Here is a 14,133-nt window from a genome sequence, read left to right as displayed (position 1 = left end):
AGCCAATAGTCAGAGTCTAAGAGTATCGGGACCATTGAAGGTGATGACTTCGTGCCTTTTCAGCATTGCCCTGTAAATGCTAATTGAGACTCACAGTCTAAGGCCGCAATCCTCATGACTTACCATCTGTAGTCTATCTGCGCCATTGCCTTAGCTTCTGTCTGACGGGTGGCCGTAGCGTTGATCTCTGCTTCTGCACTGAGGTGGAAGTTACCTACCCGAAGGAACGTGTATTCTCCAAACAACTTCGCAGTCGGGCCTGCCGTACCGATACCGTAACCAACGCCGATCCTGCGCTTGTTCTCAAAGGCGAATAGGGGAGGGGGATTTACCTTGGTAATAAGGACGGTATCTCCCGTCTTGGTGTCTATAACTGAGACGACCTTCGATCCGTTCTCTGAAGGCGGAATTTCTCCTGTAGCGGTTACCTCTTTTTCATCGTCATTGATAACCTCGTCAGGAAGCGGAGTGACTTTGTTGACCAGTTTTTTAGGCAGGACCTTAACTGTTCCACCAACCACCGGAACAGCAGTTTTGGGCAGGTTTGCAGTACCTTTTATGGCGGGGGCTTGTGCGTACGTGCGCGAGGCCGGTACTTCCGGAGAGTACCATGTGAAAAGCATCGATATGATAGCCAGTACCAAAAAGAGAAGCAGTGCTTTAGTTCTTGCCGGTAGTTGCTTAAATTCGTCTACTGCTTGCATGGGGGTACTCCAAACCGCCACGTAATTTTCACTACCTGTATACAAACAAATTGCTTAAATTGTCACAGTAGCTATACCCATAACAAACGCATTTCATTTCCGTTGAGTATTCGAGCTACCAGAAGGAGTAGGTCGCACTGTCGGATCCTGTCCTATACGTCTCCCCAAATTTGAAAACATGCTTGCTATAGTAGTAGTTGATGTCGCACGCCTTCTCAGTAGATCCGTCTTTGAAATGGACTACCTTCCGTGAACACTTGGCATACGCCGCCGCCCAATCCACCTCACCGGCCTTGTTGATCTCCTTCAGCACCAGCCCGCCGCCGTTGTATATCTGATAGGTAATCCACAGTTTCTTGTGCGGGTTCTCGTTGTGTGCCACCTTGTTGATGTACGCCTGGGCGCGAAGATTGTTCTTGGTGGTCTTGACCTCAGTGATTCCCTGCTTCTGCAGGGCAGGTGCCCAGACTCTGTACGTGACCTGGGCCGGACCTTCCGATCCGACCCCATCACGCGAGATTACATTTCTACAGCTAGACTCCTGCTCTAGCTGCCCTACAGAATACCAATAGGGGTAGTCTATACCAAAGTATTGGTAGTGTGCCGTCCGGACCTCCTGCGCCAAATTCTTGCACCGTTCAGAGGCGAAACAGGAGAGGGGTAGCACGAGGATCAGGAGGATAATGAGGAAGCGCATTCTTAGCCGCCGTGCGAATAGGCGTACATGAAGCTGGCGTAGAGAACGATACGCAGGATCTTCTCCATTTTGTCCGTGTTATCGTTTGCCCAATCGATGGCAGGGAACGTCAGCTTGGTGGTTGCATGGGCATGGAGAAACCCCAGGCTGGCCAGGGTAGCCTTGAGTGCGATGGTCTGAATGTTGTTGGGGAAGTGAGCATACGTTCCTGACAGCAAGAAAACCAAGAGAGCCGCCGAAATTGTCAGCTCGTGGGTTATTCTACTGAGCTGTGTCATAAAGCTTTTGAACATTGTGACTATTCCCTCTTCGTGAAGTAGCGATCAAACACTTTTACCAGAGGATACCCGGCCAGAACCGTGAGCGTATTGCCGACGATCTTGAAGATGATCGGGCCTTTGAGTGCCGCCAGGGATAGACCTCCAGCCAAGACCGCGAATGAAGTCAGATTCAGGGCTATGATCGCCCCGGTTATGACTCCGAATACTGTAAGCAGTGCCAAGTCTTTCACCGTGTTGCGGCCAATCTTCATGGACAGCCTGTGGAATCCTAGACCGATCAACGTAATCACAAAGGGCAATATCGGATAGGCGCTCATTCCGGCAGTGCCCGTGGTCAAGTTGAACATCCAGGCCCCGACACCTGTGCCGATCACAGCGTAGGGGGAAACGAGGATTGCAGCTCTCAGCATGTTGGCGAATTTCAGCGTTTTACCGAAATAAAGACCCGCTACTGACGATTTGGCCAGCTCCGGGCTGACCATGCAGATAGCCCAGTAGACAGCGGCTACAATTATGGTAACCGCTAGCGCCTTCATGGCTACTGTAGATATTCTTGTTGAAGTAATTGCAGTTTCCACTTTAGACTCCTTAGAAGCTTACCGAGATGCCAAGTCTGTGAGCCACAGTCTTGTCAGTCTGCCAGATAGTCTGAGCATTGAGGCTGAAGTTCTGAGTGATCTTGTAATTGACAATCACTCTGTTGTAATATTTCTGCATGTTCAGACTGTTGTAGTCGAAGTAGGTCTGGTTGCGAATCCTGAAGTATTTGTTATCAAATGTAACGCTATACTCTGTGCGGAAGTCGTTGCGCTCTTCTTTGAGAACCATCGCATCGAGAATCACCTTGGTCTTGTATGCAGTGTTGTCGAACAGGCCAAAGGAATACTTGTAGCCCAAGCCGTAGCGGTTGTCTTTCCACTGCGTCTCCTTGATCTTCACGGAGGCAGGGATCAGTTTGCCATTCTTGAGCGAAGCAGGAACGTTCGTGTACTTGAAGGCGTCGTAGTTCTCATACTGGTAACGAAACGAAAGCTCGTCTACTAGTTTTACTCCTACGAGGGTCTTCTGCTGTGTGCGTGCCATCTCCCGATCGTCGTTGAAGTCCAGGTTGTAGTCTCCCTTGTAGATCAGGCGCTTGTACTCGGCATCCGAGATGATGTTGATCCGGTTCTCGTAGTTATCCTCGTTAGAACGGATAAGGTTCACTGCGGTTCTGCTTTTGAAGTCGCCAGTCTCCAGTGCAAATGCAGAGGAGCAAACTACAGACATAACCAACAGTACAGCAACTAACAGCTTTTTCATTTTGTAATCTTCCTTTAGATTTTCTTCTGTTGTCGGATTAGTAGTAGTGTTTAAACATCAATTCCATAATTTTTCCGTATTTGACACTTTGGACATGTTCCGCAAGGCGGATAGGACAAACATGAAACAGTTTGTGGAAACAGAGGATGTTCTTTGACTATCTGGTAGACATCTTCGAGTTTGAGTGAGCCTAAAGGCCGCGAATACACCCGCTCATCTCGTACATGTGTTTGCAGCATCCTGGTGAAATACTTCTCGAAATCTTTGTTCACACGCTCATTGCGATTCCCAGAGATAACAGACACAATCCCCATAATCATAGCGTAGGAACTTCCAAGCATTGCTAATGTAGGGGTATTGTACGACAGCGGCTTCAGGGGGCCGCCTTCAGGCGGCGGCGTAAGGAGTCCGTGAACTTCAATTACTTTATGTGACGCGCAGAACTCATTGGCAATTTTCTCTGCTGCTTCTGCTTGTGCATCAGACGAAGGAACACCTATATGCACATGAAGACTGTGTAGTTCATCATCCTTGCATTTTATCGCAAGTGCCAGTGAATCGATCCCGCCACTATTGAGTATTACTCGTTTCAAAATGACACCTCCATAACTTCTTCAGGCGTAGTAGCAGCCTCAAGCAAACCAAACGCCTCGAACTTCTGTTGATACATCTGGAGTCCGTATGCCCCTATCTCCAGTCGAAGTATCTTTAAATCATCGAGAGTAAGAGAGACGGTATCCGATACACCTTTCCACTGAAACGGGAAAGCAATTAACCCTGCTTCACCAAGATTGATAATCTCTTCTAGGTTATCTTTGTCATTGTCTATATCATTACGCCTGGCATCTACTCGAATGCCAGCTACCTCAGACATAAAAGATCCGGCCTGTATGCTCTGTTTCCAGGCATTATCAATCTCTTCTCTTTTAGCTATCTTCATCTGCTCAACAGTAGTCCATGTCGAAGTCCAGGTACCTACTACCTTATCTGATAATATTTCATAAGAGATATTGTTCGTATGATAAAGATCAAAGGAAGGAATGCCGACCTCCTCGTACTGGTAAATGCCATACTCCTGCATACCCTCGTGGGACATCTCGGGAGGAATGATTACAATTCCATCAGGTGTATCTATCTCAGGGGGACGATCTTGAGCTATGTACCAGACTTGACCATCCTTTAGTATTGCAAATTTTTGTGTCATAATTCTTCCTTTATGCAGTCCATCCTGCTGGAGTCTTTATTTCATCCCACCATAACTGTATATTATTTCCATCTTCCCAACTACAGGCGCACCTTACGAGTAATAATCCAGAATTGCCACCGTTGGGCGAACCAGTCCCATTTACAGTAAGCTCGATGTTTTGCCATGTATTATTGGGTATAAAAGTAGTAGAAACTGCAAGACCGCCACCGCTATCGGTTGTAAGGCGCTTAGTACCATCCCAAAACTCGGCGCTCATTCCAGAGTAAGTCCCGCCAATTACATTACATCTGAGCCAGAAAGAAAACTTATCTCCAAATACTAATGGCTTATATGTAGTAAAGTTACGTCTAGGTCCCGCCTGACCTCCCGACCGATACCAATTCTTTAAGGAGTTGTCAAAATACTCAAATGATTGTATTTGAGTCGCAATACAGCCGGGGTCATTGTGACCTCCCGACGAAGACCAGCCTCCGGATACCATTCCACCATCATCATACGCATACCAGCCGTCAGCATTTGAGGTAAAATTGGACGTCCTACCGTAAGAATAGATACTATTCGAACCTGGGATATAGATGTCGTCAATGTCGAGGGCAGCTCGATCACACTTAGCATTAGCATCATAAATAGACCGCACCCAGAAGGTTATGGTCGAGCTACTTTTTGCTGATGTATTAAAATTGACTTTCACCCATCCTGACCTGTTGAGCCAATCGGATGCCCACGTGGCATACCCTATTTGAACTCCATCTTGTCTGACAATTACCTCGTTGTTCCAAAATCTGTTACTGGGGCCATTATCATTAGCTGCCCAAAAGCTTCCAGCACCAGCACCAGTAGTCCCAGTCCAACTATATAGTTGGTAATAAGGTCCAGCACTAGCCGTTGTTGCGGTACTTCCGTAGCGTGAGCCAGCGTGTCCACCCCCACCATAATTTGCAGCACCATCCGCCCCACATAGACCAGTAGTAAGACCATCCTCAAACCCGTACTGATACCCCCCTCCACTACCTACTGTTCCTTTAGCAGCAAAAAGTGTGTTTAAATCATTATTGTTCGATTTGAACCCGGTGGCAGCGGCAGCAGTCCCGGATGCTAATTTCTCATATCTCTGAGCGAGGTCAGTTCCAGCTACCTGATGTCCGACATTGGCTATTGCTGCAGTGGACCTCTGCTCAAAGACCGAGTCGAGGTCCACACTGTTTTTTAAAAACCCAGATCCCATCTAATTACCTCGGCTTTCCGATCTCTTCATCTTCAACGTCCGACCAGGGAACAGGGCAATCGAGGATCACTGGTGTATCAGCGGAAGGTCTGTTGGGGAAATGGATTTCAAGCAGATTATCCGGCACCTTCATAGGGTCTGCCGCTGCAATCAAGCGATCTTTGGAAGTTGTTTTTTTCCTTGCCATTATATTCCCCCTAGCTTTCCTGCAATTATTCGCTCAAGCTGTGTCACTCGATCTTTTAATTCGACTACCTCTTCAGCCAGCTTGATGGCTGATACCAGTGCGGCATTACCGTAAGAGATGGAAAGTGTCTGGTCCTCGTTAGAGGCAGTTTCAACTGCTTCCGGCAGCAGGATCTGGAGAGATTGAGCTGAAGCACCTACTTGGGTAACGCCAATGTCTGTGCGGTCATATACGCCGTATTTAACCTTGGCAAGTCGCTCTACGAAATTATCCGGCAGGCTTCTCCAGTTTGTCTTGAGACGTTCGTCGGACAAGTTATTAAATACGCCAGCGCAGACAATATTGGTGGATATCGCGGCCATGAAGTTGCCGCCTTGACAGTACAAGGCACCGTGGGATGACAGGTACCCAGCGATTCCACCGGCATTGGGGTGTGACCACGCTATACCGTACATGCCTCCAGGAGAGGAGCCGTCTGCCGGGAGTTTGTAGGCATCACCCATAGCAAACACGCCTTGGAATTTGGAAGCGTTATATACTCCTACGACGCTGCATCCGTAGTTGTCATCTATGTAAAAGTTGCCGTTTGCCCTAGACGATCTAGCGGAGTAATATACGTACATTCCAGAAGGTTCGCGCCACGCAGCCGCGCCAGAATAAGCGCCATTGTCGTACACGGTGCGCCCCTGGCCGGCGTAGTCAGCCTGCCCAGCGTAGGCAACATAACAATCGGCGTGAAAAGAGTCTCCGTTATACCCCCTCAAAGACCAGTACCCGCCTTTATTGGCTTCCCACGTAGTCTGCACGTTGTAGGCAGAGTCATTGTCATTGCGGTACAACTTGTAAGCGCCGGGACGGGCACCTGAGGTCCACATACCGTTTTGGCCGCTGATCCCCGACGCGGGAACTGCTCCAGAACTATAAGCGTAGGCCACGTACAGGTCGTTGGATGCCCTCCACCCTCCACGATAGGCGTCATAGACTGCGTAGGCATTGTCGATGAAGTTGCTGCCTTCACCTCGATGTGTAGCATAATCGTGGCTGTGGGAGGAGGCAGCGGCACCGACCTCAGAGTAAGTATAAGTCGGCTTTGATGCCGTCTTGGCCCAAGCCTGCACATCCGAAGCGGGACGGGAATCCGAAAGCCTCGTGTCATTGCCCAAAACGACCTGAGATACCGAAGCATTCCCCGATGGAGCCACGTCTTTAGCCGCAGCCGTGCCAAGTGTGGGTTTGTTCAGAATTTGCCCCATACCAGCTACAGCATTCCAGTCAGACTGCACCTGTGCTGCCGGTATTACCGGCTTGTTCGACAGGTCGGTATAGGAACCAGTGGTAGCGACGGCCGCCAAGGAGGGCCTATTAGCCAAGTCGCTGTAAGATCCACTCGTCGCTACGGTGGCCAGAGTCGGTTTGTTTAGAATCGTCCCCATACCCGCTACAGCATTCCAGTCAGACTGCACCTGTGCTGCCGGTATTACCGGCTTGTTCGACAGGTCGGTATAGGAACCAGTGGTAGCGACGGTCGCCAGGGAAGGCCTGTTCACCAAGTCGTTGTAAGATCCACTCGTCGCTACGGTGGCCAGAGTCGGTTTATTGAGAATAGTCCCCATACCCGCTACAGCATTCCAATCAGACTGCACCTGTGCTGCAGGGATCGTCGGCTTGTTCGACAGATCGGTATATGAACCGCTGGTAGCTACAATCGCAAAGGAGGGCTTGTTGAGGATCGCCCCCTTGCCGGTTGACGCATTCCAGTCCGGCTGCACTTGGCCGGAAGGCGTTAGGTAGTCAACTCCAGCAGTCAAGCTATTCTGTTTGGCATTCCATGTGGTTTTTTCAGTATCCGTCACAAACCTGTGAGTAGTATCCTGAACAAGGCTCGATACTGCAGGCACGGCCGCACTGATCGTCTCATTGGTGATGGTGATCGTAATACCGTCAACCTTCACACCACCACGTACAGTCTGCGAAGCTACAGGGATACCGGCCGCGACCACGGTAGCGGCCTCAACTGCACTCTGAGCAGCAGCCTGGGCAGACTGACCAGCGGCCACAGCCGACCCAGCAGCAGCCTGGGCAGACCCCACGGCATCTCCAGCCTTAGAAGTTGCGGTAGCAGCGGCACCATCAGCGGCTACAGCAGATCCCGCAGCTGCCAGGGCAGACCCTGCGGCATCTCCAGCCTTAGAAGTTGCGGTCGCAGCAGCAGCTTCTGCATCCCTCTTACTGTTTAAAGCGTCACCGGCAGAGCCGGCCGCAGACAGCGCACTCAGGTTTGCATTACTGGAAGCAGCCTGGGCAGCTTTATCATAGTCATCCCAGGTCATGGTTTCAGCGATGTATACCCGGATTTTGCCTGAGACAGTGTTGCTGTAGGTGGCCCCGTCCTTGATAGGGTTACCATTCCCATCGACAAATGGGTCGGTTGCAAGTTCACCGAGAAAAGTTTCCCGGAATGAGTACAAGGCAGATGACAGAGACAAAGCGGACGACGCGGCATCCCGTGCACTCGAAGCTGCGTCAGTAGCAGATTCGTCCGCGTCTTGAGCGCTGCCAGCGGCAGCCACTTCCGACAAATGAGCAGCGTCCTTGCTATCCTTCGCAGCTTGAGAGCTGCCAGCAGCAGCCACTTCCGATAAATGAGCAGCGTCCTTGCTATCCTTTGCAGCCTGGGCACTGGCTGCAGCACTATCCTCACTGCATTTAGCCGTATCTTCGCTGTTTTTCGCAGCCTCGGCGCGGTCTACGGCAGTAGCAGCCGATACACCGGCATCATGAGCGGAAGCGGCAGCATTAGTCTTGCTTGCGCTTGCAGCCTGTTCGCTGATTTCGGCATCATGAGCGGAATCGGCAGCAGCAACAGCCGCATCCGAGGCTTCCCCAGCCTTGTCCGTAGCAATATCGGCCTTGGTAGTTGCAGTACCCGCAGCATCAGTGGCCGTTTCTGCCGCAACGACGGCAGTCTCAGCGCTCGTCTTGGCCAACCCTACATTGATTTCGGCATCACGAAACGCATTGCCCAGGCTATAGGTCCAGGAATACCCGTTACCGTTGTTCGACCAATCCACAGGGGCGTTGACGGTAATCGTACTATTGGTTTCAAAATCTTTGTCTACAACAGTGCGAGAAACGCCGTTGGCAGTAAGATATGAGCCTACCTTTATCTCCCTGAAGTCTCCCGCCACGGTAGCCGTTACAGTAGTACTGGAACCATTAGTCACTACGTTACCGCTACCAGCTCCGATGAAGATCGCGCCGAGAGCAGCATCGATCTTACGAATGGTCTGCTGAGTCAGATGGGTAGGCCAATCCTGATCGCCTACGTTTATCTCGGCAAGACCAAAATTCGGAGTATAATCTCTTGTGACCTGGTACTGGATAGAGGATGTAGAAGCCTCAGCAAAAGGCACGCTAAGAATAAATGTAGTATCATCTGTTACTTCTGACACAGTGTAAACGACAGGTGAACCTTTCACCTTAAAGGCATTACCAGGAGCCACGTTTGCTAAAAATTTACATCCTGGCTGTCCGATGACAGTAGCTGATCCTTTTGTCACAGAAACTGTGTATTGTGAGTACTGCATTAGTAGCTCCTTTGAATAGTTATCACTACTGTATATACGTAAAAATGCCAGGTTTTATTAGTGAATACGAAAATCAAATCCCGATGGCCTTTAAAGGCCACCGGGATTTGATCGGAAGGTTTTGTAGTTCTTTATTACCAACCAATTGACTTCACATCCTCCAGAGTAGAGGCTTCGTCAATACGTGACTTGAGATCTCGCGCCTTATTATGCAGGGTTTCGCCCCTTAACATTATCACATTCATGAGTCCTATCATCTGAGCCGCATCCAGATCGGTTGTGGTGTTATCGGCGCAGGTCCAGGTGACCTCAAACGGTTGGCCTGCTGCGAGAGACATCTGCGCGGCTTGCACAACGACCATCATCCGCATGATCGAGGTTGTGTCAGCATCGAAAGTCTTGCCCAGGTACATAACGGGGGCTACTTCCTCTTCGTTTCTCGCGTCGGTGATCTCACTGCGTCTGGCACTCTTGGCTTTCTGCAGGCTGTATTCCGCAGAAGTCTCATAAGCTACTCTAGCCGAACCATCCCACTTCCACCTGCCGTGCTCAGTAGCAAAGGCCCGGAGATCCTCCTCATCCACCTCAACAGTGTCAGCAGGCACAAGGCTCCCAGGAGTACCTTTAACCCCGTGCCATTTATCAGTCCAGATCCCTGTAGGAATCCCTTGACTATCTAGTTCAAGATAGCCAACGGCCCCGGTATAAACGTCATCCCTTGGATCATCCGGATGTACTTGGTTCAATTGAGCCATTTTTTCTCCTCTTATGGTGTCGGACAGCCTTCGGCATGTCCAATGCTATTGTCGTGCATCCATCTCCAGTGCCAAGCCCCACCACAGTTAGATGCGTAGACCGGGTAATAATTCCCGTTAGAATGTTTGTACCAACCCATTGCGCACATGTTCGGCGTACCCATGCAGATCGTAGCCGGATCTGGTAGCTTGGCGGGGTACGCTACGTTCACGTTGCTCAGCCATATGCCGTTACCTAAAGCTAAGAAGTCTGCACCTGTTGTCAGAGTGTTGGTTATACCGACAACACCGAAGTTCTTACCGGCCCCAGCAACACCAATCCCCCGATAACCGACCAGGCTGATATTGTTAGTCTGACCTATGCCAACAACCCCGATCCCGGTGCTGGTGGCGTCCTCATCAGTCACTGAGAAGAACCCACCGATACGCATCAAGTCATTGATCGAGTAGGTAATCATGGCTTCTAGGGTGTCCTGGCACTTACCGGCAATCGAAAAGCCCCGCTTGATGTTCGAGCGGATGTTCGTGACCGCATAGGATTTGCCGTCGACTAGGTTAGAACTAGTAGTGTTCTTGCGGCTGAATTGTAGCAGCGTGAGGTCGTTAGACGTATCCAATCCGAATTTGGCAACCGGAGTGGCCCCAACCGACCCCGACCCAGCATCTGCATAAATCTCAAATGCGTTGGTCGTAGTATTCATCATGACCCGAGGCGCGGTACTGACCGAAGACGTTTGGATTGTCTTGCCTGTGATGGTGTCACCTACAATCTTGTTGGCGTAGACATTACAGGTGAACACGTTCGAGCCGTCTATGTAAGTGCTACTGATAGCCCCTGCACTACCCGCAGACTCTGTACCGGGTACCCACGGGCTGAACGTAGTCTGGCCTGCGTTGGCCTTCCCAACAAAAGCTTGAGTGAAGAAAAACCAGGAGTCTCCGCCCGATTGAGTGGGGTACTTTCTCAGCATGAACTGGCCATACGCAGCCCCAGCAGGGACAGTGGTGAAACCTCCAATCTGCTTGTAACCGGATAAAGCGACCCCGCCCGACGCTTCTTGAGAGTTCCAACTGCCTACACCGGCACCTACGTAACCGCCATTGGAGTCATACCAATAGATGAACGCCATTGCATTTGCTCGATGCGCCCCAGAATAGACATAAAACTCGTACCGTTCGCCTGGGATAACCAAGAACGGGCTGGAAGCGAGATCATAGTACGTACCGCCGCTGTTCGCATCAGTTTGGTGGATGTAGCCAGCATTACCGCCAGTAGGGTACCAACCACTGAGGTTTGCACCTACAACGGTGTTGGTGGTGCCGTTGGTAGCAGTTGTCCAACCGTCGAGACTACCGTTACTAAATCCGGCATTTCGGAGGATATTTGAGGACACTCCGACACTAAGGTTGCTGGCGTCCGCTCCTACAGTTGCTCCTGCTGCAATACCGGCCAGCTTGGTACCTTCGGAGGAGTTGATCCCTGATAAGGTGGTAGGTTTATTACCTATGTTAGTAGTCCAATCCGCCCCTACAGTGGCTCCTGCCGTTATACCGGCCAGCTTGTCACTTGCGGTACTGTCTATCGAAGACAAGGATGCGCCGGTCTTATTCACGTCAGACCATGCGATAGAAGATCCCGGGGCCATCAATACCTTGGCTTTGATTTCGAGAGAAGACCCGTTCCAGTACAGGTAGTTGGCCTTAGTGCCCAGGTAGTCGCCCAGGTACATGTTCATGTTGCCCGAACCGGCATCCCACACCTTAAAGGCGCTGTTGCCGGTACCGCAGAGGATCCCTTGACCACTGACCGTCAAATTACCCACCGTTGCATTTTGAATAACCGCACCGTTACTGTTGGAAACTTTGACTACCGAAGCACCGGAAGCGTCTTTGATATCGATGCCGTAGTCTCCGGTAGCCAACTTACCCATGTAAATCCGGTCACGAGTACCATCATTGACTGTAATCCGAGCAGCACCGCCGTCCAGATTTACCGTGGGAGTATTTGTTGCGTTAATTCCGATCCCACCTCCTACGAAAGTACCGGCAGTGATTTTGCTGGCGTTCAGAGTGCCAAGATATGCACCAGTGCCGTCGATGTAGGTCAGCTTGCCGCCGTTGGTAGTAAGCGTGGTCAACTGGCTTATAGCACTGGTCGCATTAGAGTCTGCGTTGGAGAGCTTAGTGTTGTCTGTGGAGTTAAGATCTGCCAGCGACGCAGGTTTATTGGTGATCTTCGCGTCGGTCCAGGATATGCTTCCGCCTACGTCTGAAAACTTTAGATTTTTCACCGTGAGCAAGTCGCAGTCCAAGATACCTGCCGTAATTTTGTCAGCCTTTAAGTCGTTGATCTTGGCATCGGTTATGGCAGCATCGGCTATTTTAGCCGTGTTGATCTGAGCGTCACCAATCTTTGCATTTGTAATAGCTGCGTCCGCTATTTGGGCAGAATTTACCGCTAAGAGCCCAATCTTTGCATTTGTAATAGCTGCGTCTTTTATTTGAGCCGAGCCCACAGCTAGATTTGCAATCAAGGCATTAGTAATCGCTGCATCTTGGATAGCAGCCGTTCCAACTGCTGCGTTGGCAATCTTGTCAGAGGTGACGCTGCTATTGGCTAGTTTTTTGGCATCAACCGCCAAATCCGCCAGCTTCTCATTCTTGATTAAGCTGTCTGCTATCTTGGTGGGGTCGGTGATCTGTTCCATGTTGGTATTTGCCAACAGGCCCGTAATCTTGGCTCCTCCTAAGTCGATGCTGCCATCCTTTATCTTGGTTGCATCAATGGTTAAAGCGGCAATGTCAACGGTGGTTACCAAGGAGGTGGTCGCAGAGGCGGTTGCACTCCAAGCGGCTATGTTACCCGAGTAGTCCACGGCGCGAACACGGCAATAGTAGGTTTTATCTGGCTCTGCTGTATAGTTGAAGCTGTTGGTACCACACTCATATGTCTCGGCGGCAGTGAAGTTGCTCGCTTGGGAAATCTGTAATTCGTAATAGTCCAGATCAAGATCGGCCACCGCAGCCCACTTGATGAAGACCGTCTTGAATGCTGCGGAGGCGCTTATGCTACCTACAGTTGCAGGCGCAGCAGTATCGATCGCTGCGGCCACCGTGTATGTGGCGCTCCAAGCACTGGCGTTGACCCACATATCCACCGCGCAGATCTGGAAATCATAGCTGACGCCGGGGACGAGGTTTGACGCCTTGTATGTGGGGGATTGGTCGAGCTGAATCTCTGTCCAAGAGGATTCCGTACGCTTCTTCTGCCTTATGAGGTAATTGGAGAAGTCGCTGGGTACCGGGGTTAATGCCCAGGCTAAGAGGATATAAGCTGTTTGGAAGACACCTGTGCCTTCTAAGTCGGATACCGTCTTAGACGTATCAAATACCGGAGTCTCAGGCGGCACTACGTCCAAAGGGTCTGTGGAGGCTACGACTACTGAATGAAGATCAGAATAATTCAGTACCTCTTCCCCAAAAGTATCGTATGCGCCGATCTTGACAAACCAGGCACCTCCTCGGTTAACTTTGACTACAAAATTTGTGTCAGGGCCGTGGTTGACCAAGTTGCTATCTGAAGGGGTAAAATCTCCGTCAGTAAGGTCTGATTCGTGAACTACATGGGTTCGATACCCCGACAGATCCAAATCCTGGGCAGGGGTAAAATCAACCATAAAAGACTTTATGTATGGCGTTAGGGTGATCATTACTTCTCCTTTAGGAAACTACTGGATGTGCAGGGTTACTACAGGTGATGGTCTTGGGAGCAGGCAACCTAGACGGTCATATGCGATGACAGTGACCGTAAAACTGCAAGTGAGCGAAGATTCATTGTGAACAGTAACTTTGAATTGGCCTGCAAAGATGTCTAGATCTATTGATAGGAGGTGGATTGTCCTGAACTTTAAAATCGGACGCTTTTGAAATATTAGTTCTTACTAAGTTTGTGGCTCCAATAGGATACTGCATTAGTTGTTCCTTTGATGGTTAATTACTACTTAAATTATTAATATAAAAGTCATTATTATGATGATAATACTTGAAGTGCTATCTGGATATTGTTTATCCACAATCACTACTGTCCGGTTAATTTCGAATGTACTGGCTTAACCACCTGATTATTAATGTTCTTTGACACGATTGTTCTTTTTTCGATTTGAATTCATCCCGGGGCTCCGGGGTGGT

General features: G+C 50.1%; 12 protein-coding genes. All 12 read right to left on the bottom strand.

Translation table 11 applies throughout. The features are described 5' to 3' along the window. Window positions 1-119: 119 nt before the first annotated feature. A complete protein-coding gene (locus tag GSVR_RS11775; protein WP_173202275.1) occupies window positions 120-704 on the bottom strand; it encodes a hypothetical protein in 585 nt (194 codons plus the stop codon). 115 nt (window positions 705-819) lie between these two features. Next, window positions 820-1,401 (bottom strand): hypothetical protein, encoded by a 582-nt coding sequence (locus GSVR_RS11770; protein WP_173202274.1) that lies wholly within the window; start codon window positions 1,399-1,401, stop codon window positions 820-822. A gap of 2 nt (window positions 1,402-1,403) precedes the next feature. Then, window positions 1,404-1,694, bottom strand: a complete 291-nt coding sequence (locus GSVR_RS11765) for a hypothetical protein (RefSeq protein ID WP_173202273.1) — start codon at window positions 1,692-1,694, stop codon at window positions 1,404-1,406. A 5-nt stretch (window positions 1,695-1,699) separates the two neighbouring features. After that, window positions 1,700-2,260 carry a hypothetical protein gene (locus GSVR_RS11760; RefSeq protein ID WP_173202272.1) on the bottom strand — a complete coding sequence of 187 codons (561 nt, stop codon included), beginning with the start codon at window positions 2,258-2,260 and terminating at the stop codon, window positions 1,700-1,702. Between the two features lie 10 nt (window positions 2,261-2,270). After that, window positions 2,271-2,888, bottom strand: a complete 618-nt coding sequence (locus GSVR_RS11755) for a hypothetical protein (RefSeq protein WP_173202271.1) — start codon at window positions 2,886-2,888, stop codon at window positions 2,271-2,273. A gap of 146 nt (window positions 2,889-3,034) precedes the next feature. Continuing rightward, window positions 3,035-3,577 carry a hypothetical protein gene (locus GSVR_RS11750; RefSeq protein ID WP_173202270.1) on the bottom strand — a complete coding sequence of 181 codons (543 nt, stop codon included), beginning with the start codon at window positions 3,575-3,577 and terminating at the stop codon, window positions 3,035-3,037. Further along, the gene (locus GSVR_RS11745) at window positions 3,574-4,188 is read right to left on the bottom strand and encodes a hypothetical protein (protein WP_173202269.1); all 615 of its coding nucleotides are present in this window, start codon (window positions 4,186-4,188) and stop codon (window positions 3,574-3,576) included. Before GSVR_RS11745 ends, GSVR_RS11750 begins: the two co-directional genes overlap by 4 nt. Before the next feature lie 10 nt (window positions 4,189-4,198). After that, on the bottom strand, window positions 4,199-5,416 hold the full coding sequence (locus GSVR_RS11740) for a hypothetical protein (protein ID WP_173202268.1): 1,218 nt from the start codon (window positions 5,414-5,416) through the stop codon (window positions 4,199-4,201). A gap of 4 nt (window positions 5,417-5,420) precedes the next feature. Further along, window positions 5,421-5,603 carry a hypothetical protein gene (locus GSVR_RS11735; RefSeq protein WP_173202267.1) on the bottom strand — a complete coding sequence of 61 codons (183 nt, stop codon included), beginning with the start codon at window positions 5,601-5,603 and terminating at the stop codon, window positions 5,421-5,423. Further along, the gene (locus tag GSVR_RS11730) at window positions 5,603-9,190 is read right to left on the bottom strand and encodes a tail fiber domain-containing protein (protein ID WP_173202266.1); all 3,588 of its coding nucleotides are present in this window, start codon (window positions 9,188-9,190) and stop codon (window positions 5,603-5,605) included. The genes GSVR_RS11735 and GSVR_RS11730 overlap by 1 nt, the downstream gene beginning before the upstream one ends. A gap of 134 nt (window positions 9,191-9,324) precedes the next feature. Then, on the bottom strand, window positions 9,325-9,945 hold the full coding sequence (locus GSVR_RS11725) for a DUF4376 domain-containing protein (RefSeq protein ID WP_173202265.1): 621 nt from the start codon (window positions 9,943-9,945) through the stop codon (window positions 9,325-9,327). An 11-nt stretch (window positions 9,946-9,956) separates the two neighbouring features. Further along, window positions 9,957-13,655, bottom strand: a complete 3,699-nt coding sequence (locus GSVR_RS11720; RefSeq protein ID WP_173202264.1) for a fibronectin type III domain-containing protein — start codon at window positions 13,653-13,655, stop codon at window positions 9,957-9,959. Between the last annotated feature and the right edge of the window lie 478 nt (window positions 13,656-14,133).

Source organism: Geobacter sp. SVR, assembly GCF_016865365.1.
GTDB lineage: Bacteria > Desulfobacterota > Desulfuromonadia > Geobacterales > Pseudopelobacteraceae > Pelotalea.
The sequence above is the reverse complement of the archived record's forward strand: the minus strand, read 5'-3'. Positions and strand labels throughout refer to the sequence as shown.

What these genes read in the sequence shown, in the direction of transcription:
- GSVR_RS11720 (WP_173202264.1), bottom strand. Translation starts at nt 13,655, where the DNA reads ATGATCACCCTAACGCCATACATAAAGTCTTTTATGGTTGATTTTACC.
- GSVR_RS11765 (WP_173202273.1), bottom strand. Translation starts at nt 1,694, where the DNA reads ATGTTCAAAAGCTTTATGACACAGCTCAGTAGAATAACCCACGAGCTG.
- GSVR_RS11740 (WP_173202268.1), bottom strand. Translation starts at nt 5,416, where the DNA reads ATGGGATCTGGGTTTTTAAAAAACAGTGTGGACCTCGACTCGGTCTTT.
- GSVR_RS11730 (WP_173202266.1), bottom strand. Translation starts at nt 9,190, where the DNA reads ATGCAGTACTCACAATACACAGTTTCTGTGACAAAAGGATCAGCTACT.
- GSVR_RS11775 (WP_173202275.1), bottom strand. Translation starts at nt 704, where the DNA reads ATGCAAGCAGTAGACGAATTTAAGCAACTACCGGCAAGAACTAAAGCA.
- GSVR_RS11745 (WP_173202269.1), bottom strand. Translation starts at nt 4,188, where the DNA reads ATGACACAAAAATTTGCAATACTAAAGGATGGTCAAGTCTGGTACATA.
- GSVR_RS11725 (WP_173202265.1), bottom strand. Translation starts at nt 9,945, where the DNA reads ATGGCTCAATTGAACCAAGTACATCCGGATGATCCAAGGGATGACGTT.
- GSVR_RS11770 (WP_173202274.1), bottom strand. Translation starts at nt 1,401, where the DNA reads ATGCGCTTCCTCATTATCCTCCTGATCCTCGTGCTACCCCTCTCCTGT.
- GSVR_RS11735 (WP_173202267.1), bottom strand. Translation starts at nt 5,603, where the DNA reads ATGGCAAGGAAAAAAACAACTTCCAAAGATCGCTTGATTGCAGCGGCA.